The organism is Actinomyces sp. ICM47, assembly GCF_000278725.1.
GTDB lineage: Bacteria > Actinomycetota > Actinomycetes > Actinomycetales > Actinomycetaceae > Pauljensenia.
Genome location: NZ_ALCA01000046.1, coordinates 1 through 22,564 on the forward strand (window position 1 = coordinate 1; position 22,564 = coordinate 22,564).

At 64.5% G+C, this 22,564-nt stretch carries 8 protein-coding genes; 7 read left to right on the top strand and 1 reads right to left on the bottom strand.

All coding sequences use genetic code 11. The features are described 5' to 3' along the window. The first annotated feature begins 466 nt into the window (after nucleotides 1-466). The 7 genes from HMPREF1136_RS03000 to HMPREF1136_RS03030 all read left to right on the top strand — a co-directional run bounded on the left by HMPREF1136_RS03000 (nucleotide 467) and on the right by HMPREF1136_RS03030 (nucleotide 19,300). Entirely contained in the window at nucleotides 467-3,868 is a 3,402-nt protein-coding gene (locus tag HMPREF1136_RS03000; RefSeq protein WP_009647852.1) for a S8 family serine peptidase, read from the top strand. A gap of 219 nt (nucleotides 3,869-4,087) precedes the next feature. Then, on the top strand, nucleotides 4,088-7,915 hold the full coding sequence (locus HMPREF1136_RS03005) for a S8 family serine peptidase (protein WP_009647850.1): 3,828 nt from the start codon (nucleotides 4,088-4,090) through the stop codon (nucleotides 7,913-7,915). A 227-nt stretch (nucleotides 7,916-8,142) separates the two neighbouring features. Further along, nucleotides 8,143-11,967 carry a S8 family serine peptidase gene (locus HMPREF1136_RS03010; protein ID WP_009647855.1) on the top strand — a complete coding sequence of 1,275 codons (3,825 nt, stop codon included), beginning with the start codon at nucleotides 8,143-8,145 and terminating at the stop codon, nucleotides 11,965-11,967. Nucleotides 11,968-12,374: 407 nt separating this feature from the next. Continuing rightward, nucleotides 12,375-16,226 carry a S8 family serine peptidase gene (locus HMPREF1136_RS03015; RefSeq protein ID WP_009647853.1) on the top strand — a complete coding sequence of 1,284 codons (3,852 nt, stop codon included), beginning with the start codon at nucleotides 12,375-12,377 and terminating at the stop codon, nucleotides 16,224-16,226. A 343-nt stretch (nucleotides 16,227-16,569) separates the two neighbouring features. Next, on the top strand, nucleotides 16,570-17,109 hold the full coding sequence (locus tag HMPREF1136_RS03020; protein ID WP_009647857.1) for a protease inhibitor I9 family protein: 540 nt from the start codon (nucleotides 16,570-16,572) through the stop codon (nucleotides 17,107-17,109). Between the two features lie 231 nt (nucleotides 17,110-17,340). After that, the gene (locus tag HMPREF1136_RS03025; protein WP_034504633.1) at nucleotides 17,341-17,733 is read left to right on the top strand and encodes a hypothetical protein; all 393 of its coding nucleotides are present in this window, start codon (nucleotides 17,341-17,343) and stop codon (nucleotides 17,731-17,733) included. Between the two features lie 196 nt (nucleotides 17,734-17,929). Continuing rightward, the gene (locus HMPREF1136_RS03030; RefSeq protein WP_009647851.1) at nucleotides 17,930-19,300 is read left to right on the top strand and encodes a Fic family protein; all 1,371 of its coding nucleotides are present in this window, start codon (nucleotides 17,930-17,932) and stop codon (nucleotides 19,298-19,300) included. Between the two features lie 300 nt (nucleotides 19,301-19,600). On the opposite strand, the gene HMPREF1136_RS03035 is transcribed toward HMPREF1136_RS03030, so the two are convergent. Beyond that, the coding region (locus tag HMPREF1136_RS03035; protein WP_009647858.1) for a lysylphosphatidylglycerol synthase transmembrane domain-containing protein at nucleotides 19,601-22,564 on the bottom strand (2,964 nt) is incomplete at its 5' end.

A 22,564-nucleotide genomic window follows, 5' to 3' on the forward strand; every position in this document is an offset into this window, starting at 1 on the left:
AGGCCTCGTTGATGGACGGGTGCTGTGTCGCCTGTGAAACAGTTGACTGGCTTGACAACGCAAGCCGCCCCCTCGCTCATGGTGGAATCGCGCCATAACAAGCAGATACCAACACGCAATAAGACGAAAGAAAGTGAGCTCAACAACCCTCCATATAACACGGGCATGAGAGTCTGACAGGATGATGCTGACCGATGTGCAAATGATAATGAACAGGCCTGCAGCTTCGATCCTTTGGGTGTCTTGGTGAGGTAGTCTCAGGGGAGAAAATCCTGCAAATCCTGGGTTTGATACTATCTTGCATAGGTAGTCGAACCCGGCTTCATTGTTGAAAAAGTCTTGGGAATTTTGTCAAAGGGCTTCTGGATTCCGCGATAAGTGCTGTACGCTGATGTTCAGTGACCATTAGGTCAGAGTTTGTTCTAGGCCCGACCGGGTCACCCGACACATCATTGGAGTTAGACACATGACACCGAAGAAACCGGCGAAGCTTTTCGCTATCGCCGGCGCGTGCGCGGTTGCCATCGCGCTACCCACGTCCCTGGCCATGCCGGGGTCGCTCCTCCACCAGGCCGGCTCTGACGCCGACGCTGCACAGTCCGCACAGTCGGCTGCCGACGAGGCAGCGGCGAGCGAACCCGCTCCCGAGCTCCCCGTGGGCGACGTCGACAACGCGCTGACCTCCGCCGACGGTGAGTCCCTTCTCGACGAGGGGGACCCGGCCACGACCGAAGAAGACTCTTCGACCGTCGTGGATATGATCGTCCAGCTCGAGGACGGCACCGACACAGCCGCCGCCCTCGCCTCTATCAACTCGGCCGTGGCAGCGGCCTACCCGGATGCCTCCGCCGAGGTATCGCGCGAATACACCAACGCCTTTACGGGCTTCGCGCTGAGCGCCCCCATCGGCTCGATGGATGCGATCCGCGGCGTGAGCGGTGTCCAGAGCGCCTTCCTCGATCACGAGACCCAAGTCAGCGACGAAGGCGATGACACTCCCGCCGACGCGGAGGGCACCGGCGGTGCCGACGCCTCGGCCGACTCCGGCAGTGCCGCCGACGCCGAGAGCAACCCCATGGCAGCCATGCGCGCCGCGCAGCACGGCGACGTCCTGTCCGCCCAGGTCATGATGAAGGCCGACAAGATCTCCCAGACCGGCGCTGGCAAGGTCGTCGCCATCATCGACACGGGTGTGGACATGAGCCACCCCGCGTTCGCGGGAGGCCTGCACGGAACTCCCGCTATCGACAGCTCCAAGGGCGCATCTCTGGCACGACAGGTGGGCAAGAGCGGCACCTACGTCAACCAGAAGTTCCCCTTCGCCTACGACTATGCGGACGGTGACAACGACGCATCACCGGCTGGTTCTCACGGCACGCACGTTGCCGGCATCACCGCAGCCAACGGTAGTCAGATCACGGGTATTGCCCCCGATGCTCAGATCATCGTCGGCAAGGTCGCGCGCAGCCGCGGCGGCATCCCCGACTCTGCGCTGCTCGCCGCCCTGGACGACATGGCGGTCATTAAGCCTGACGTCGTGAACCTGTCCCTCGGTCGCACGGCTGGCATGGACAGTGCGGCCGACACCCTGTTCGCGGGCGTGTACGAGAAGCTGCAGAACAACGGCACTATCGTCGACGTGGCCGCCGGCAACGAATACTCGGCTGCTTACGGCAACAAGTCGGGCAAGAACCTGCCCTACGCCTCCGACCCGGACTCTTCGACCCTGGGTGAACCCTCCACCTTCGCGCCCGTCGTGTCGGTGGCCTCCATCGAAAACGCGCGGAACGGTCGCGGTGCCTATAAGATGTCTGACTTCAGCTCGTGGGGCGTGTCTCCTGACATGCGCCTCAAGCCTGAGGTGACCGCCCCCGGCGGCAACATCTACTCCTCCGTGCCCGGTGGCGGCTACCAGTACATGTCCGGCACGTCCATGGCGACCCCGCAGATCACCGGTGTCAGCGCCGTCGTGCTTGAACGCGTTCAGAACGACCCGCTCTTCTCCTCGATGAGCGCGCGCCAGAAGGCCGACGTCGTCCAGAACCTCATCATGGGCACCGCTGTCCCCGTCGCCGATCCGAACGCCAGCTCCGGTGCCTACTACTCCCCGCGTAAGCAGGGCGCAGGCCTCGTGAACGTTCAAGCGGCCACGACCTCGTCCGTGTACCCGACCGTGAACGGTGCTGCCGACTCTTCCCGCCCCAAGGCGGAACTGGGGGACGGCACCAAGGGCTGGCACTTCGACGTCACCCTGCACAACATGTCCGGCACGGCGGCGACCTACGATCTCTCCGCTCAGGCCCTGTCTGAGAACATCTCGGGCGGCCTCTTCACCGGCAGCTCCACCGACTGGAACGGCAAGGGTGTCAGCGTCTCCTTCTCCAACAACAGCGTGACCGTCCCCGCCAAGGGCGAGGCCACCGTTGGTATCGACGTCACCCCCGGCAGCCAGTTCGCCCAGTGGGTGAGCGCGAACGCCCCCTCGGGCACCTTCCTGGACGGCTTCGTGCGCTTCACGGCTCGCACGAATGGCCAGTCCGACATGACCGTGCCCTACCTGGGCTTCTACGGATCCTGGGGCACGCCTTCGATCTTCGATCAGATGCTCTCCGAGGGTGACGGCCACGCTGCTTCTTCGGCCATCTACAACGGCCAGAACGGCAGCCTCCTCGGCTACAACCCCCTCGTCAAGGGCAGCGAGCGCGAGGGTCGTCCCAACGCCGACCGCTACGTGATCTCCCGTTCCACGGCCTCGGGCGCGCCCACGGCTATCACTCCTCGCACGGGCACGCTGCGGTCCGTCCACACGATGACCACGACCTACGCGAACGAGGCCGGCAAGAGCGTCGCTTCCTTCACCTCCACGCAGAACTGGAAGTCGGTGTATAACTCCGACGAGCGGCGGATGACCTGGGTTGAGGAAAACCACGAGTCGCGTTCGATCAACCTCAACGACTACAAGTACTCGAGGCTGCCCGACGGCAAGTACACGCTGACGATCTCCGCCTCCAACGACGGCCCCTCGCCGACGAAGCAGTCCCTGACCTACAACTTCCGCGTTGACACCAAGGCGCCCGTCGTCGAGCGTGCCACGCTGAGCAACGGGGGTTCCACCCTCAACGTGGAGATCAGCGACGAGTCGCCGCTGGCGGGCTTCACGGTGAACGACCCGAACAGCGGCCAGTACATCTACCGCGACGTCATCCGTAACGACGCCGACCAGACCTACTCGAACGGTCGTTACCACTACACGGCCACCGTCGACATGAGCAGGGTGAGCGGCGGCAACTCCAGCAAGCCCTACGTGCTCGCGTGGGACTACGGCCTCAACCACTCCAAGGCCACCACGATCGGGGCGGCTACCGGTAACGGCGGCGGCAACGACGGTGGCAACACCGGAGACCAGCCGGGTAATGGCGGCGGCGACAACGGTGGCAACACCGGAGACCAGCCCGGTAACGGCGGCGGCAACGACGGTGGCAACACCGGAGACCAGCCCGGTAACGGCGGCGGCGACGGTGGCGGCATCGGCGGCAACGTGTGTAGCCCCTCCATGGGTGGCCGCTGGGTGACCGACGGCTACCGCTGGGCGTGGCAGTGCAACAACGGTGCGTACCTGCGTAATGGCTGGTACCTCATCGACGGTCGCTACTACTACTTTGACGGCAACGGCTACATGCGCTCCGGCTGGGTGCGCGGTAGGGGCTCCTGGTACTACCTGGGCAACAACGGTGCCATGCAGACCGGCTGGGTCAAGATCGGTGGCCGCTGGTACTACCTGGGTTCCGACGGTGCGATGTACAGCGGTACCCGCACGATCGATGGAAACTCCTACGAGTTCAGCGAATCTGGCGAGTGGATCAAGTGATCTGACGTCTTCTTCGTGAAACATACCGCCTGGGCCCGGGAACGCTAGTGCGACAGCGTTCCCGGGCCCAGGCCTCGTTCATGGACGGGAGCGATGTCGTTCGTGAAACGGTGTCAAACTCGCGTGTTGTGTCGTGTACCCTACGAAGTAATGACCGTTGGGTCGGACTTTGTACTGCGCCCGTGCGGTCTGTCATCAACACATGGGAGTTTTACGACTATGACACCGAAGAAACCAGTGGTGTTGCTTGCCCTCGCTGGGGCGTGCGCACTCGCGGTCGCGGCTCCGGCTGCCCTTGCGGCACCGCCCGCCCCCGTCACCCCGCAGCCCGCGCCGTCCACGACCGAACCGATCATTCCGGTCGGCGACGTCGACACCGCGCTGACCTCGAAGAACGGACAGACCCCGGCCGCTGCGCCGACCCAGGCCTCTGCTGCTGAGGACTCCACGCGCGTCGTTGGCATCATCGTCGAGCTGGCGAGCGGCACCGACCGCGCTGCCGCCCTCGCCGCCATGAACGAGGCCGTGGCTGGGGTTGACCCGGGCGCCTCCGCCGAGGTGAGCCGCGAGTACACCAACGCCTTTAGCGGATTCGCGCTGAAGGCCCCCGCCGGGTCGCTTGACGCGATCCGCAGCGTGAGCGGCGTGAAGGCCGCGTTCCTCGAGCGTGAGATTCAGGTCGACGATAACGTGACGCCCGACGCCGATAACGTGACGCCCGAGGCCGAGGGCGGTTTCATGGCCGCGCGCCTGGCGGGCCAGAATCCCGACAACCTGAGTGCCCAGCTCATCATGCACGCCGACCAGGTGTCCCAGAAGGGCGCGGGCAAGGTCATTGCCGTCATCGACACGGGCGTGGACATGACCCACCCGGCCTTCGCCGGTGCCCTGTCTGGGACTCCCGCCCTGGATGCGGGAAAGGTGGCCTCCCTGGCCGCCCAGCTGGGTGCGGGCAAGACGGGCACCTACGTCTCCGAGAAGTTCCCCTTCGCCTACGATTACGCGGACGATGACGCCGACGCGTCCCCGGCGGGTTCCCACGGCACGCACGTCGCTGGTATCGCCGCGGGTAACGCCGGTGAGATTATGGGCGTGGCCCCCGACGCGCAGATCATCGTCGCGAAGGTTGAGCGTGACCGCGGCGGTATCCCGGACTCCGCGCTGCTATCCGCCCTGGATGACATGGCGGTCCTGCGCCCCGATGTCGTGAATCTTTCGCTCGGCCAGACGGCCGGCATGGATAACGCCGCCGACAGCGTCTACGCGGGAATCTTCGAGACGCTGCAGGAGAAGGGGGTCGCAGTCGACGCGGCCGCCGGTAACGAATTCTCCGCAGGCTACGGCAACAACTCGGGTAAGAACCTGGCCTACGCCTCCGACCCCGACTCCTCGACCCTGGACGAACCCGCTTCCTACGCCCCCGTGGTTGCCGTTGCCTCCCTCGATAACGTGCTTCAGGCCAACGGCTTCAAGGCGGCCGGACGAGACATCGCCTACCAGCGTGCGCGCGCGGAGAACGGCGACAAGATCGCTGACATCGCCGAGCTGCCCGCTGGCGACTACGAGTACGTTGACGGTGGAATCGCCTCCGAAGACGACGTGAAAGCTCTCAAGGAGAAGTACCCGGACGGACTGGCCGGTAAGTTTGTGCTCGTGTCGCGCGGTAAGCTGACCTTCGACGCTAAGGTGTCGAACCTTGCAGACCTCAAGCCCGCTGGCGTGCTCGTCTACAACAACGTCCCGGGCGACGCGCTCATGGTCATGAGCCTGTCGACGCTGAGTGTGCCCGCCGGTTTCATGTCGCAGGCCGATGGTCAGGCCATGCTGGCCGCCGCCGACCATCACCTGACCCTCGTTGAGGGCATGACGATCACGCCCAGCGCCAAGCACTCAATGTCCGGCTTCAGTTCGTGGGGCGTCACCCCTGATCTGCGGCTCAAGCCCGAAGTGACTGCCCCCGGCGGCAACATCTATTCCTCGGTGCCTGACGGCGCATACGGGTTCATGTCCGGCACGTCCATGGCGACGCCTCAGATCGTCGGCGTGAGCGCCGTCGTGCTTGAACGTGTTCAGAACGATCCGCTCTTCGCCTCGATGAGTGATCGCGAGAAGGTGGACGTCGTCCAGAACCTCATCATGGGCACAGCCACCCCCGTCGTCGATCCGCTCCAGGACACCGGTGCCTACTACTCTCCGCGTAAGCAGGGATCCGGCCTGGTGAACGTTCTGGCTGCTACGACCTCGTCCGTGTACCCGACCGTGAAGGGTGCCCCCGAACAATCCCGACCCAAGGCCGACCTGGGGGATGGCACGAAGGGCTGGCACTTCGACGTCGTCCTGCACAACCTCTCCGACGCCTCGGCGACCTATGAGATGAACTCCCAGGCGCTTTCCGACATCGTGACGGACGGCTTCTTCAGTGAGCGCTCCTCCGATTGGCGTGGCAAGGGCGTGGAGATCGCCTACTCCGGCGCTGCCTCGGCCACCGGCGAGGGCGCGAGCGTCACCGTCCCCGCGAAGGGCGAGGCCACTGTCGGCATCGACGTCACCCCCGGATCCGCGTTCGCCCAGTACGTGACAGACAATGCGCCGTCGGGTACCTTCCTGGAGGGCTTCGTGCGCTTTACCTCGCGCACGCAGGGTCAGCCCGACCTGACCGTCCCCTACGTGGGCTTCTACGGTGACTGGGGCAAGCCCGCGATCTTTGACCAGCTCGCCTCTGAGGGCGATGGGCACATTCTGGCCTCGGGCATTGTCGATTCAGCCAATGGCTCCCTGCTCGGCTACAACCCCCTCGACGATGTGACAAAGCGTGAGGGTCGCCCCAACGCCGGGAATTACGTGATCTCCCGCGCTGATTCTGTGTATGCGCCCCATGCCGTGTTCCCTCGAACGGGAACCTTGCGTTCCGTTCACACGATGACGACAACCTTCACGAACGCGGCTGGCGAGGTCGTCGCCTCGTACACGTCTCACCAGAACTGGAAGTCCGCCCTGGACTCGAATGGGGTCATGACTGCGGTGGAGCAAGGCCATGCGTCCAGGGGACTGGACCTGACGTCCGACGAGTTCAAGAACCTGCCCGATGGCACGTACAAGCTGACGATTGCCGCCAGCAACGACGGGCCCTCGGCCACCGAGCAATCCATCTCCTACGACTTCCGCGTCGACACGAAGGCTCCGGTTCTGGAAAGCGTGAACGTGGACCTCGGGGATGTCGTCGGTCCTACCCTCGACCTGCAGATCAGCGACGAGTCCCCCATTGCGGGCTTTACTGTTCACGATCCCGGCAGTGGCCTGTGGTTCTACCGTGATGTCATTGATAACAGTTCCAATCAGTGGTTCAGTAATGGTAGGTACCACTACAGCCTGAGCCTCGGCCTGGGTGAGCTTGAGGACGGGTGGACTGCGCAGGGTGGCACGGGCGACATCATCGCTCACCCCTATGTCATGGCGTGGGACTACGGCCTCAACCACTCCGAGGCCGTCACGATTGACCTGCCTTCCGACAACGAGGGTCCGGTTGCTCCGTGCGTGAGCCCCACGGGCGGACACTGGGTCCACGACTCCACTGGCTGGTGGTACGCCTGCGCGAGTGGCACGGACTACCTCAAGGGTGGCTGGTTCACGATCAATGGCTCCGACTACCTGTTCGGTCCCAACGGCTACATGTCCACCGGTTTCCTCCAGCGTCCCTCCGGTGAGTGGGTCTACGCGGACTCCGAGGGTGCTCTGGTGGGCGGCTGGGTCAGCGACGGCGGCTCCTGGTACTACATGGATCCCGACACCAAGGTCATGCGCACCGGCTGGCTGCTCGATCGCGGCTCCTGGTACTACCTGTCTGACAGCGGTGCGATGGACGTCGGCTGGGTGCAGGTTGACGGGTCCTGGTACTACATGAACGCCGACGGCATCATGCAGACCGGCTGGGTGAAGGTGGGTTCCTCCTGGTACTACCTGTCCTACTCCGGCGCGATGCTCACCGGCACGCACACGATCAATGGACGTACCTACGTCTTTGACGAGTCGGGTGCATGGGTCAGGTGAGCTGAGCGTCGGCGTCTGACGAAGAATCGGCCCGGGTCTCGGAACGTTGTTTTGTAAGCGTTCCGAGGCCCGGGTCCGGTTTATTAGTAAAATATTCTTCAATCGTTTCCCAATGTGAAACAAAGTTTGTCACAAGCCTTTTGTAAGGTATGTTGGGTGTGGCGGCCGACACGGCGCGGTCTTCACGCCCAAGGGTGGCCGCCTGTCGACACATTGGAGTTACGCACATGACAACGAAGAAACCTACGGCGCTCCTCGCGCTCGTCGGCGCCTGTGCGCTGGCGGTCACGGGGCCCGCGTCCCTTGCATCTCCGCCGACGCCCACGGCGCCCCAACCCACCCAGGACGCCCAGGCCTCGTCCCTGCCCGTGGGTGACATCGACACCGCGCTGACCTCGAAGAACGGTGAGACCGCGACGCCCGAGGCGGACGCGACGGTGAACGACCAGGATCCGGCGCGCGTCGTCGGTATCATCGTCCAGCTCCAGGACGGAGCTGACCGCAGCTCCGCGCTCGCCTCCATCAACGAGGCCGTGGCCGGGGCCGTCCCTGGATCCGCCGCCACGGTGGAACGCGAGTATGACAACGCTCTGGACGGCTACGCCCTCAAGGCACCCGCCGGGTCGCTCAGCGCGATCCGCGCCGCGAATGGCGTCAAGGCCGCCTTCATTGAGCGCGAGACCCCCGTCGAGGATGCCGACGACCAGGTCGCTGGCGAGGGAGCGACGAACTCCGCCCGTACCTCAACCCAGGACCCCGCCAACCTCAGCGCCCAGCTGATGATGCACGCCGACCAGATCACCCAGAAGGGCGACGGGAAGGTCATCGCCGTCATCGACACGGGCGTGGACATGACGCATCCGGCGTTCGCGGGCGCCCTCGGGGGGACCCCCGCGCTCTCGGCGGACAAGGTGGCGTCCCTGACCCCCCAGCTGGGCGACGGCAAGACCGGCACCTACGTGTCGGAGAAGTTCCCCTTCGCCTACGACTACGCGGATAACGACCCGGACGCCTCGCCGACCGGACAAGCCGGATCGCACGGCACGCACGTCGCCGGCATCACCGCGGGCAACGCGGGCGAAATCGTCGGCATCGCGCCCGACGCGCAGATCATCGTCGCCAAAGTCGCGCGCAGCGTCGAGGGCGACATCACCGATTCCGGGCTGCTCGCCGCACTCGACGACATGGTGATCCTGCACCCCGACGTCATCAACCTGTCGCTCGGCCAGCTCGGAGGTATGGACAACGAGGCCGACTCGGTCTACGCGACCGTCTTCAAGAGCCTGCAGGACGTGGGCGTGACCGTCAACGCGGCAGCCGGCAACCACTACACGGCCGGATACGGCAATACCTCCGGCAAAAACCTGCCCTTCGCGTCTGACCCGGACTCCTCCACCCAGTGCGAGCCAGCGACCTACTCCTCCGTGGTCTCCGTCGCCTCCGTCGATAACTCGCTGGCGCACAGCGCGTTCACCGTCGGCGACCGCGACATTCCCTTCCAGCGGGCCGGTGGCGCTAACGGTCAGAAGATGCCCGACCTGTCCGACCTGACCGGCGGCCCCTTCGAATATGTCGACGGCGGCATCGGTTCGGCCGAGGACGGCGCCGCGCTCAAGGCCAAGTACCCCGAGGGCCTGGCCGGAAAGATCGTGCTGGTCAAGCGAGGCTCTCTCACCTTCCAGACCAAGTTCGACAACATCGCAGGCTCCAAGCCCGCCGGCTTCATCGTCTACAACAACGTTCCCGGTGACTCCCTCGTCGTCATGAGCCTGGCGACGGACGGCGTGCCCGCCGCATTCATTTCGCAGGCGGACGGCGAGGCCATGCTGGCCGCCGCCGACCACCACCTGAGCGTTGCCCCCGGCAAGGTCGTCGCCCCCAGCTCGAAGTACTCCATGTCGAGCTTCTCCTCCTGGGGCGTCACCCCCGACCTGCGCCTCAAGCCCGAGGTCGCCGCACCCGGCGGCAACATCTACTCCTCGGTGCCCGGAGGCACCTACGAGTTCATGTCCGGCACGTCGATGGCGACCCCGCAGATGGCGGGCGTGAGCGCGGTCGTCCTGCAGCGCGTCCAGAATGATCCGCTGTTCGCGTCCATGAGCGCACGTGAAAAGGTTGACGTCGTCCAGAACCTCATCATGGGTACGGCCGCTCCCATCGCCGACCCGCTCCAGGACACCGGCGACCCGTACTCCCCGCGCAAGCAGGGCTCGGGTCTGGCGAACGTCCTGGCTGCCACGACCTCGTCCGTGTACCCGACCGTGGCGGGCGCCCCCGAGTCCTCCCGACCCAAGGCCGACCTGGGGGATGGGACCAAGGGCTGGCACTTCGACGTCACCCTCCACAACCTCTCCGGCGTCGAGGCCACCTACGCCCTGAACACGCAGGCGCTCTCCGAGTTCGTTGAGGATGGGTTCTTCACCGGCCACTCCTCCGACTGGCGAGGCAAGGGCGTGGACATCGCCTACTCCGGCGCGGCCGTGAGCGGCACTGGCGAAGGCGCGACCATCACCGTCCCCGCCTCGGGCGAAGCAACCGTGGGCGTGGACGTCACGCCTCGCGCCGCCTTCGACTCCTACGTCGCGCAGAACGCGCCCAACGGCACGTTCCTCGACGGCTTCGTGCGCCTCACCTCGAAGACCGCGTCTCAGCCCGACCTGACCGTGCCCTACATGGGCTTCTATGGCGACTGGGGCAAGGCCCCCATCTTCGATGCCCTCGCCTCCGACGGGGGAGCGCACACCCTGGCCTCGGGCATCTACAACGGCACCACGGGCCAGCAGCTGGGATACAACCCCCTGGTCAAGGCCGACGCGCGCACCGGCACGCCCAAGGCTGACCGCTACGTCCTCTCCCGCGCCGAGGCCTCGGGCGCTCCCACGGTCCTCGAACCGCGCACCGGCACCCTGCGCAGCGTCCACACGCTCAACACCGTGTACGCGAACGCCGCCGGTGAATCCGTCGCCTCGTACGTGACCCACCAGGCCTGGAAATCCGGTGTTAACCCCAGCACCGGCAAGATGACCTGGGTCGAGGACGGCCACGAGCCCACGACCCTGGACCTGCGCTCCGACGCGTACAAGAACCTGCCCGACGGCGACTACACGCTGACACTCTCCGCGCACAACGACGGCCCCTCGCAGGCCGAGCAGTCGATCTCGTACAACTTCAGCATCGACACCACCGCCCCCACGGTCGACACCCTCGCATTCAGCAAGGACGGCGACGCGCCGCACGTCACCATCGCCGTGACCGACAACAAGCCCCTCGCGGGCATCGACCTGCACGACCCGGCCGACGGCCTGTGGTTCTACCGCCACATCTTCTCCGACACCGAGGGCGTCAAGGGAGACGACGGCAAGTACCGCTACAAGCTCGACGTCCCCATGTCCGAACTCTCCCAGGCGTGGACCGACCAGGGCGGCTCCGGCGACGTCATCGCCCACCCGTACCTGCTCGCATGGGACTACGGCCTCAACCACTCCGAGCCGCGCACCGTCGACCTGCCCACCAGCAACGAGGGCGCGAAGCTTCCCTGCACCGACCCCGCGGGCGGACACTGGGCGAATGACGCCACCGGCTGGTGGTACGTCTGCGCCAACGGCTCCGACTACCTGGCGAGCGGCTGGTACACCATCAACGGCTCCGACTACCAGTTTGGCCCTGCCGGCTACATGATGACCGGGTTCCTCAAGCGCCCCTCCGGCGAGTGGGTGTACGCGGACGCTTCCGGCACCCTGCTGAGCGGCTGGATCCGCGACGGTGGCTCCTGGTACTACCTGGATCCCGCCACGAACGTCATGGCCACCGGCTGGCTGTCCCAGGGCGGCTCCTGGTACTACCTGGGCACCTCCGGCGACATGCACACCGGCTGGGTCAAGGTCGACGGTCTCTGGTACTACCTCTCCTCGTCTGGCGCGATGCACACCGGCTGGCTCCAGCAGGGCGGCTCCTGGTACTACCTGGGACCTGACGGTGCCATGTTCACCGGCACGCACACGATCAACGGCCGCACCTACACCTTCGATGAGTCGGGAGTTTGGCAGCGCTAACGCCGCCTGCTTCTGATTCACGAGGCCTGGGCCCGGGAACGCTCCACCGCGGAGATTCCCGGGCCCACTCGCTGTTCCGCGCGTGGGCCCGCTGGTGCGCACGTGGGCCCGCTGTTCCGCACGTGGACCCGCTGTTCCATAGGTGGGCGGCCCCGCCCACGTACGGAACAGAGGGTTTGGTTGCGGATGAGCGGGTTTGGTTGCAGATGAGAGGTCCCACGTGCGGATGAGGGGCAACGCGTACTGTGCCCCTGCTTGCATTAGACAGGCTGCCCAGACAGCCATAAATAGGCGCGCAAACACGGCTTGTCATGAGCGCCCCTGAGCTATGGTGATGGTGATGGCCGACATAGTGTAGATGTCCCTGCACCCAGCGTCGGCCACCCACAAACGCATAGGAGTGCATCATGTCGATGAAGAAATCAGCTGTTCTCCTGGCGTGTGTCGGCGCATGGGCGCTCGTGGTCACGGGTCCCTCGTCTGTAGCGTCGCCGCCTCACGCCTTTCAACCCAACCCGGGTGCATCACCCACGCTAACCGCCCGCGCTGCCACGGCCTCGTCCCTGCCTGTCGGTGATGCCGACACAGCGCTGACCTCGAAGAACGGCGAGACCGTCGCGCCTGAACCCATACGCGCGGCGAGCGATGAAGACCCGGCTCAGCTCGTCGGGATTATCGTTCGTTTCCGGGAGGGGAACGAGCATGAGGGCGTTCTTGCCTCGATTCGCGAGGCCGTGGCCGGTGTTGTCCCGGACGCGTCGGTTACGGTGGAATACGAGTATCGTCATGCCCTGCAGGGTGTTGCGCTGCGCGCACCCGCCGGGTCGCTGGAAGCGATTCGGGGAGTGAATGGCGTTGCGTCGGCCTTCTTTGAGCGCGAGAGCCGAGTGTGGGGCGGTGCCGACAGCGAGGGAGGAATCCGCACGTCGAGGCTGGCCACCCAGGATCCCGACAACCTCAGCTCCCAGGTGATGATGCGCACCGACCGAGTTGCGCAGAAGGGCGAGGGGATGGTCATTGCCATCGTCGATACGGGCGTGGACATGACCCACCCGGCCTTGAACGGCGCTCTGTCGGGTTCGCCCGCGCTCGACTCGGAGAAGGTAGCGGCCCTGCTTCCTCAGCTTGGTGAGGGTAAGAACGGCACATACGTGTCCGAGAAATTTCCCTTTGCTTACGACTATGCGGACGGTGACAACGATGCCTCGCCGGCACCCGATGACTCCGGTTCACACGGCACGCATGTCGCTGGCATAGCCGCGGGCAACGCCGACAAGATCATGGGCACAGCTCCCGAGGCACAGGTCATCGTCGCGAAAGTCTCGCGCAGCCAGACTGGCGAATACCCGGACTCTGCGCTGCTGGCCGCGCTGGATGACATGGCGGTGCTACGTCCCGACGTCGTCAACCTGTCGCTCGGCCAGATCGGCGGCATGGATAACGAGGCCGACTCCGTGTACGCGAGCGTCTACAAGAACCTGCAGGACGCCGGGGTGAGCGTCAACGCCGCCGCGGGTAACGAGTATTCGGCCGGGTATGGCAACCTGTCGGGCACCAACCAGGCCTACGCCTCCGACCCCGACACGTCAGTGCTGTGTGAACCCGCGTCCTATCCCTCCGTGGTGGCCGTGGCCTCGATCGAGAACGGAACTGCCTACGCCGCGTTCACCGCTGCCGGTCGGGACGTCGCATACCAGCGTGCGCGCGGCTTCGAGGGCGAAAGTGTCGCCGACCTGTCGGACCTACCTCCCGGCGAGTATGAATACGTGGACGGAGGTGTCGGGACAGCCGAGGACGCCACGGCCCTGACGGCACAATATCCAGAGGGATTGGGTGGAACAATCGTCCTGGTCTCGCGCGGCACCCTGGATTTCCAAGACAAATTCGACAATATCGCGCCGCTCAAGCCAACAGCGATACTCGTGTACGACAACGAGCCCGGCGACGCGCTCCTCATTATGAATCTGTCAACCCTCGATACCCCCGCCGCGTTTATCTCGCAGGCGGATGGTCAGGCCATGCTCGAGGCCGCCGACCATCACCTGACCATCGTTGAGGGCAAAGTCCTGGAACCCACCAGCTCCTACTGGATGAACGAATTCTCCTCGTGGGGCACCTCTCCCGACCTACGCCTCAAGCCCGAGATCGCGGCACCCGGCGGTAACATCCTCTCCTCCGTTCCCGGAGGCGACTACGACCACTTCTCCGGCACGTCCATGGCGACCCCACAGATGTCGGGTATCAGCGCAATCGTCCTCCAACGCGTCCAGTCTGACCCCCTGTTTGCGTCCATGAGCGCGCGCGAGCAGGTGGACGTCGTCCAGAATCTCATCATGGGAACCGCCCGTCCCCTCGCCGATCCGGAACAGACCACGGGTGCGTTGTATTCCCCGCGTAAGCAGGGTGCCGGCCTGGTTGACGCCCTGGCTGCTACGACCTCGTCCGTGTACCCGACCGTGAAGGGTGCCCCCGAACAATCCCGGCCCAAGGCTGACCTGGGGGATGGTACGACGGGCTGGCACTTCGACGTCGTCTTGCACAACCTGTCTGACGCGGAAGCGACCTACGAGATGAACTCCCAGGCGCTCTCCGAGGTCGTCGACGGTGGCTTCTTCGCGGAGCACTCCTCGGATTGGCGAGGCCGTGGCGTGGATGTGTCGTATAGCGGCGCGGCCGTGTCTGGCATCGGTGAGGGGGCGATCGTCGCTGTTCCCGCGAAGGGTGAGGCCACCGTTGGCGTTGACATTGCGCCTGGGTCTGAGTTCGCCCAGTACGTGACAGACAATGCGCCGTCGGGTACCTTCCTGGACGGCTTCGTGCGCTTCACCTCACGTACCGAGGGTCAGCCTGACCTGTCCGTGCCCTACCTCGGGTTCTACGGATCCTGGGGAAAGCCCGCCATCTTCGACGCACTCGCCTCCGACGGTAAGGGACACATGCGGGCCTCGGGCCTCTACGACGGCGAAACCGGTACCCCCCTCGGCTTCAACCCTGTCCAGCGACCCAGCGAGCGACCCGAGCGACCCGACGCCTACGGGTACGTGATTTCCCGGGCCGAGGCCTCGGGCGCACCCCGGGTCCTCGAACCGCGCACGGGCACGTTGCGCGGCGTGCACACCCTGACGACCACCTACACGAACGAGGCTGGGGAAGTGGTCGCGTCCTTCGAGCGGCACCAGAACTGGAAATCCGTGTTCGATCCGTTCACGACGGAGGTGTCGTGGGTTGAGCGTGAGCACGAGTCGACGGCCCTGGACCTACGCTCCGAGGCATATAAGGACCTGCCGGACGGGGAATACGCGCTGACGGTCTCCGCACACAACGACGGACCGTCGCGCACCGAACAATCCATCTCCTACAAGTTCCGTATCGACACGACCGCACCCGTCATTGAGGACGTGCACTACTCCGGCAAGGGCGACGACACGGTTGTTACTCTCACCATCGTTGACTCCTCGCCGATGGCTGCCTTCGACCTGCACGACCCGGCCGACGGCCTATGGTTCTACCGACACATGCTCTCCGACGCCGACCAGATCGCTGACAAGGATGGCAAGTACCGCTACGAGGTGGATGTTCCGCTCTCCGAAATCTCCCGCGCGTGGGTGGATCAGGGCGGCACGGGACCCGTTGTGTCCGACCCGTACGTGCTGGGCTGGGATTACGGCCTCAACCACTCGTCGGCGGTGACCGTCAACCTGCCCACCGGACGTCCGAGCAATCCTCCGTTCTGCGCCGACCCCACGGGCGGCCATTGGGTGAAGGGAAGCGGTGGCTGGTGGTACGCGTGCGCCGACGGGTCGACCTACCTGGCCAACGGCTGGTTCACGATCAACGGCTCCGACTACAGCTTCGGCCCCGACGGTTACATGATGACCGGGTTCCTCAAGCGCCCCTCCGGCGAGTGGGTGTACGCGGATGCCTCCGGCGTGCTGCTGAGCGGCTGGCTTCGCGACGGCTCCTACGGAGGGCTGTACTGGTACTACATGGACCCTGCCACCAAGGTGATGCGCACGGGTTGGCTGTTTGATCGCGGCTCGTGGTACTACCTGGGTGACTCCGGCGACATGCACACCGGCTGGATCAAGATCGATGGTCTCTGGTACTACCTGAAGCCTTCGGGTGCGATGCACATCGGCTGGCTCCAGCTCGGAAATGCGTGGTACTACCTGTCTCCCTCCGGCGCGATGGTGACCGGTGCACAGGTCATCGACGGCCGAGTATATTCCTTTGACACATCTGGAGTATTGCGGCGCTAACGCCGCCTGCTTCTGAATCACGAGGCCTGGGCTCGGGAACGCTCCACCGCGGAAGTTCCCGGGCCCACCCGCTGTTGCGCACGTGGACCCGCTGTTCCGCACGTGGACCCGCTGTTCCGCAGGTGGGCGGCCCCGCCCACGTACGGAACAGAGGGTTTGGTTGCGTATGAGCGGGTTTGGATGCGGATGAGAGGTCCCACGTGCGGATGAGGGGCAACGCGTGCGTGGCGGATGTGGATGCCGCGCACGTCGCTTGTTGTCCTGCGGTATGTTGGACGTATCTGCCGATACAGCGGCGACGACGCAACTGCCTCGGTCGCCTGTGAATGCGAAGGAATGCACCATGTCCATGAAGAAACCAGCCGCCATCCTTGCGGGCGTCGGAACGTGTGCGCTCGCGGTCGCGAGCTGTTCCGTGTCCTCTCCGCAGACGCCCTCCGCCCAGTCCGACCCTGGCGCGGACTCGCAGCAGTCTGCTCCCCAGTCCGCTCCTCAGTCGGCTCCCCAGTCGGAGCCGCAGTCCGGCTTGACGGCCCCCATGCTGCCGGTGGGTGACGCCGATACTGCGCTGACATCCAAGGATGGGCAGGACGGTCCGGATGTGCAGAGCGGTGCCCCCGCGCCGTCTGGCGATGCCGAGGCAGCGGAACCTGTCGTCGTCATCGTCCACCTTGAGGAGGGTGCTGATCGTGAGGCGACCCTTGCTTCCATCAACCAGGCCGTGGCCGGGGTTTATCCGGATGCGACCGTCGAGGTCGAACGCGAGTATAAGAACGCCTTGCAGGGCTACGCGTTGCGCGTGCCTGCGGGTTCGCTGGATGCGATCCGTGGAGTGAGTGGTGTGAAGTTGGTGTCCATCGAGCGTGAGACACGCGTCCAGTAGTTGTCCTGTAGACGGTGGTCGGGTGAGCTTGTGAGGTCGCCCGACCACCTTTTTGTCTCTGCATACACGGAATCATTAAGTTTGACAGCATGGTAGTAATGACCAAATAGCAGTCATGAGTAGCTTGTCAGTTATGCTGTCGTGTTAGGGTGCTCCTGGTGATCGGCGGAGAGGATACGTGGCAGTGTTCCCGCTCGACCGCCCATGATTACAGAGGAGCAGAATATGTCCATGAAGCAAACAGCTCTCGCGCTGGCATGTGTTGGTGGGTGTGCGCTTTCGGTTGTGAGTCCGTCGTTCGCCGCGTCGGCGACCGCCTTCCAGTCCGGTGCTTCGCCTGCGGTGGTCGTCCAGGCGGCCATGGTTGGAAGTGAGAACCGTCCGTCGGAGAATGTCGAGGTTGTCGTGCGCCTCGAGGAGGGCGCTGACCGCGCGGCTGTGCTCGCCTCGATTAGGGAAGCTGTGGCCGAGTCTTTCCCCGGCGGGTCCGTCGAAGTCGAGTATGAGTACGAGAACCTCGTGCAGGGCTTCGGGCTGAGCGTGCCCGACGGATCCGTCGAGGTGATTCGGGGCGTTAGTGGCGTGCAGTCGGCCGACTACGTGCGCGCGAACCGTCTTTGGTAGTGTGCCCGCCATCGACGAGGCCGTGGCCGGGTGTTCCGGTCGCGGCCTCGTTTGTTGTGGGGACACCTGCTTGTAGCGGGATGTTGGATGTTCTGTTGCGCCCTCGGTGATGTATGCGTGCTGTGGCACTATTTCTAGTTGCTTCAAATTTAGATAAAATTAGAAGTAATTTGAAGTTCGTGTGAACGGAGTAGTCATGAATACTCCAATCCCTCCGCCTTATCGGCTTGGTGAGCTGCGCGAACGAGTCATCACCAATCTGATGGCTATGGATGATGACCGTCGTCTCCCCGTTATTGCTGTGCTCGCTGGTGGGCTGGATGATCCGGAGTATCGGCCGTGGGAGTATTACTTCCGTGCGGAGCCGGTGCCAGAGGGGCTTAGCCGCGAGGCGTGGTGGTACGCGGTGCGCACTGCGCGTGCCTCGACGGCCCGGCCCACTCCCTTCGTTATGAAGGATGGAACGCGCCTGACGTTTAATCTCCCAGATCGCTTCTTGAGGTTGAATGAGGAAATTACGGCGCAGGCGCGTGGTCAGGTGGAGCTTCCGGGAGAGGTGGCGACGCAGGGGATGAGAGATAGATATCTGATTAACTCTCTCTACGAAGAAGCGATCACCTCCTCCCAGATGGAGGGGGCTTCGACCACAAGGCGTGATGCGAAAAAAATGCTCCGAGAAAAGAAGGATCCGCGTGATCGCTCAGAGCGGATGATCCTCAACAATTTTCTCGCTCTCGAATATGTGCGCGATCACTTGGGTGAGGAGCTCACTCCTGAATTCATCTGCGGGGTCCATCGCATCGTGACGGATGGGACGCTCGATGAGGCGGAGGATGCAGGACGCTTGCAGCGCCAGGGTGAAGAGCGAATTCGTATCTATGGGAGTGGGGGCGATGATCAGCTGTTGCATGTGCCGCCGCCGACCGAGGAGCTGCCCGAACGACTCAAGCGTCTGTGCGACTTTGCCAATGGCGTGGGGGAGTATGCCTCGCAATATGTGCCGCCCCTCGTGCGGGCACTCATCGTGCACTTCATGATGGGCTATGATCACTACTTCGTCGATGGCAATGGGCGCACTGCCCGCGTGATTGCGCAGTGGGTGATGCTGCGCGAAGGCTTCTTCCTCATGGATTTCGTCCCGGTGTCGAGGCTTCTGCGCACAGCGCCTGCCAAGTATGCGCGATCCTTCCTTGAGGTTGAGCAGGATGAAGGGGATCTCACCTACTTCCTAATCTGGCATGCGGAGATTATTCTGCGTGGAATCCGTGAGCTGCACGATTACCTGGCGAGAAAGTCCAAAGAAATGGAACAAGTGAAGCATCTCCTCAGGCTCACCGATCTTAATAATCGACAGATCGGGGTCATTGAGGAAGCGTTAAAGGACTCTGCTATCACCGTGACAGCTGCATCACATGCGGACAAGTACAGGGTGACGCCGCAGACGGCGCATGCCGATCTGCGCGGTCTTGAGGATGGTGGATACCTGATGCGTACCAAGCGCGGCCGCAGCTTCGAGTGGTACCCGGTCACAGATCTCCAACGCCGGGTTCGGGGTGTCGAGGCGTAGCGAAGTTCCATGATTGCCGTGGTCGTTAGGTTGTGCGACGCAGCGTGGGGTCTTGTTGTAGGAACTGTTGCAAAAGGCAACTTCTAGTTGCTTCAAATTTGATCCACATTAGAAGCAACTAGAAGTAAGCCTCCCCGTGCAGTCGTATCTCGGTGTCGCTCATGCCCCAGCCCCGGCCTCGTGCAGAGTGAGGTGCAGTCAACTCGCGGCGCGCATCTGAGTGCCACCACGGCACGTGCAAAGAGGCGCGAATCCGGCGCACATCCCCAGCCTCAGGGCCGAGGCCCGGAAAGCTAACGCTTAGATCAGATCCTTCTTCTCCATGTACTTCATGGCCAGCCAGCCAAACGGGATGCGCCCGTAGAAGGTGACGAGACGGTAGAGCAGCGCGGTGGCAATCGCGACCGAGGAGGAGACGCCCGCGACTGTCAGACCCGAGGTGAGTGCCGTTTCGACGGTACCGATACCACCCGGGGAGGGGATGAAGGAACCCGCCGCGTTCGCGGTCAGGTAGGTGATAGCAACCGTTGAGAAGTTCAGTGAGCCACCCATGGCGACCATGGCGGTCCAGAACGCGCCCACGTAGCCGATGTTCATGAGCAGGTTGCCAGCCACGACGGCGGCCAGGCGACGAGGTTGTCCGATGATCCACAGGAGACGCGGGTAGACCTGCTGCCACGTTGGCTCGATCTTGGCCCAGATCCAGCGGCGTACCTTTGGGACGGCCATGATGACGCCGACCGCGAGCATGACGACCGCGACGACCGCGAGGATCGTGCCGTAGGGGAGTGAGACGGACAGGGATGAACCTGCGCTGACCATGACGAGCAGTAGGAGGATGATCGTGATGAGCGCCTGCGAGATCTGCATGAGCGTCACCGTCGTCACGGCAGCGGCGGTGGGGACGCGGCGCTTGCGCAGGTAGCGCAGGTTCAGGGCGGCAGGACCCACACCGGCGGGTGCGACGACCGTGATGATCGAGGCGGCCACCTGCGCGATGAGGGTGTCGCCGAAGCGCAGCTTCTCGGGGGACAGGGCCATGAGCGGCACGGCCGAACCCACCCAGATCAGGCAGGCTAACGCGGCGGACGCGGCCATCCACCACGGGTTCGCGCTTTTCACCGTGGAGACGAGGTCGTTGAAGTTGAGAGAGGAGACGACGATGAAAACCGCGATGAATGCGACCGCGATCGTCAAGATCGTGCGCGGGCGGAAGCGCTGCAGGTCGGCTGTCGGGGCGGACTCGGCCTCGGAGTCACCCACGAGGGCGGCGCGCAGATCGCTGAGCAGATCGGATCGGCGCAGCATCTGGTTCACCGAGGCGGGCAGGACCGGCTTCTGGATGACGGGCGCGCACGCGATGAGGGTCTCGTCGCCGACGCAGCGTCGACCGGCCTCAAGCGCACGTTGGGGACCCACTGCCAGGGCGGTCAGGACTAGCATCTGGGCGATGTCGATGGACTGGTTGAGTTCAGTCGTCGCGACCTCGCCCGAATCCCAGTCGAGCAGCCACACGTCGGAGGACGCGTCGACGACGACAGCCTCGGGCGTGAGGGCGCGGTGCGAAATGCCCCGCGTGTGCGCGTACCGTAGCTGTTCCCACGCACGATCCAAGACCTCGTCCGAGGCCCGCTCGCCGAGCTCCGTCAGCGGCGTCGTTGGGGGCAGAGCGGAGAGCACCATGATGATCGAGTCGTTCGCCGAGGCAATCGCGATGGGTTCTTGCGTGAAGACGCCGGCGCGCAGAGCCTGCAAGGTTGTGAACGAGGAGCGCTCCGCCTGGGCCTTGAGGGAGGGGGAGACCCAGCGGCTAATACCGCGCAGGCGCAGGTTGTTCCACATCTCGAGGAGGGTGCCGGTCAGCTCTTGACCGGGGTCCATGACGATGAGTTCGTAGGTCAGCCCGGTGTCGCTCCACACCTGGTAGTGGCGGTTGTGGTCGGGGTCGGGGCGTCGCGTGATGGTGATGCCTATGTCGCCCAGATCGGCGGGTACCTGTGTGAGGCGTCCGCGGGCGTTCTCGGCGACCGCCCATGTGGACAGCGGTTCGATGGTGGTGTCCAGGTCGGTGCGCACGATCCGCGAGGGCGTGATGCCGATGCCGAGGAGCGCCTCGACGAGGGTGACCCCCTTGGCTCTCTGGTCGTCGTAGCCCATGATCCACCGCGATCCTGAGCCGAACGCACGGCCGAGGAACACGGAGATGAACGCGACGGGCAGGGTCATCGAGGAGCGCAGGACGCCCAGGATCAGGATGACCCACACGCCTATCCAGCCCCAGCGAATGGCTCTCATCGATTGGGTTTCGCCTGCTGAGGTGAACATGGCGCACAGGGTGACGAGTACCAGGTTGATGGCGATCACGAAGCCGCTCCTGTGGCCCTGTGTGGCGATGAGCCGGTCCACGCTCAGGGGGATGGTGAGGTAGGCGGGCAACAGACCGGTGAGGATGGCGATGATCCAGCCGCCGACGGCGGCGACGACGCTTGTGACGATGACCTGGATGATGGTGTGCAGGCGTTTTCTCAGCGCAAGGGAGATGATCACCATGATCGGCGTGATCAGGATGATGAGGCCCTCAACGAGGTTGACGGGCAGGATCAGGATCTGGCGGATGAGCTGGAATTGCAGGACGTCCATGGTGACGCCGCGCGTCGTGGCGCTGGCGACGGTGCCGATGGTCCAGATGATGAGGATTGCGAGGATCGAGATGACGATGTCGACGACGTCCTCGCGCCTGCGCTGGATGGTGAAGATGCGGTCGGCGATGTAGGCGGGCCGGGGGAGGCGGAGCCTGCGGGCGGGGACGGGCAGCGCGACCTCGCCGTTTTTGGCGCGCACGACCGTGTCCGAGGCAGGGGTGGCCTGTGCGTCCGCCGTGTCCTTCTCGGCGGGCGAGTCGGTCGGGGTGGGCGCGTGATCGGTTGTGGCTCCGTCGTGGCTCGCGTGTGTCGTCTTCCGGGTTCTCGCTGTGTTGGCTGCGGCGGACGCAGCGACGGTGGTCTGGTCGGCGGACGTTGCGCTCGCCTCGAAGGCCTCGTTCGTGGCGGCGCTGGGACCGGCCTGCTCGGGTGCAGGCGGTTCGGGCGCGGGGGGTTCGGGTGCGGGCGGTTCGGGTGCGGGCGGTTCGGGTGCGGGCGGTTCGGGTGCGGGCGGTTCAGTAACCGCGCGTTCGCCGGAGTCGGCTTCGGGCGCGGGTGGCGGGAGAACGGGGCCGCTCGGTCTTGCGGCCTCCTCGTCGTCGGGGAGCGGGGGAGGGAGGAC

Bases quoted from the DNA above. Each gene is read 5' to 3' on its own strand.
- HMPREF1136_RS03000 (WP_009647852.1), top strand. From the start codon at position 467: ATGACACCGAAGAAACCGGCGAAGCTTTTCGCTATCGCCGGCGCGTGC.
- HMPREF1136_RS03005 (WP_009647850.1), top strand. From the start codon at position 4,088: ATGACACCGAAGAAACCAGTGGTGTTGCTTGCCCTCGCTGGGGCGTGC.
- HMPREF1136_RS03010 (WP_009647855.1), top strand. From the start codon at position 8,143: ATGACAACGAAGAAACCTACGGCGCTCCTCGCGCTCGTCGGCGCCTGT.
- HMPREF1136_RS03015 (WP_009647853.1), top strand. From the start codon at position 12,375: ATGTCGATGAAGAAATCAGCTGTTCTCCTGGCGTGTGTCGGCGCATGG.
- HMPREF1136_RS03020 (WP_009647857.1), top strand. From the start codon at position 16,570: ATGTCCATGAAGAAACCAGCCGCCATCCTTGCGGGCGTCGGAACGTGT.
- HMPREF1136_RS03025 (WP_034504633.1), top strand. From the start codon at position 17,341: ATGAAGCAAACAGCTCTCGCGCTGGCATGTGTTGGTGGGTGTGCGCTT.
- HMPREF1136_RS03030 (WP_009647851.1), top strand. From the start codon at position 17,930: ATGAATACTCCAATCCCTCCGCCTTATCGGCTTGGTGAGCTGCGCGAA.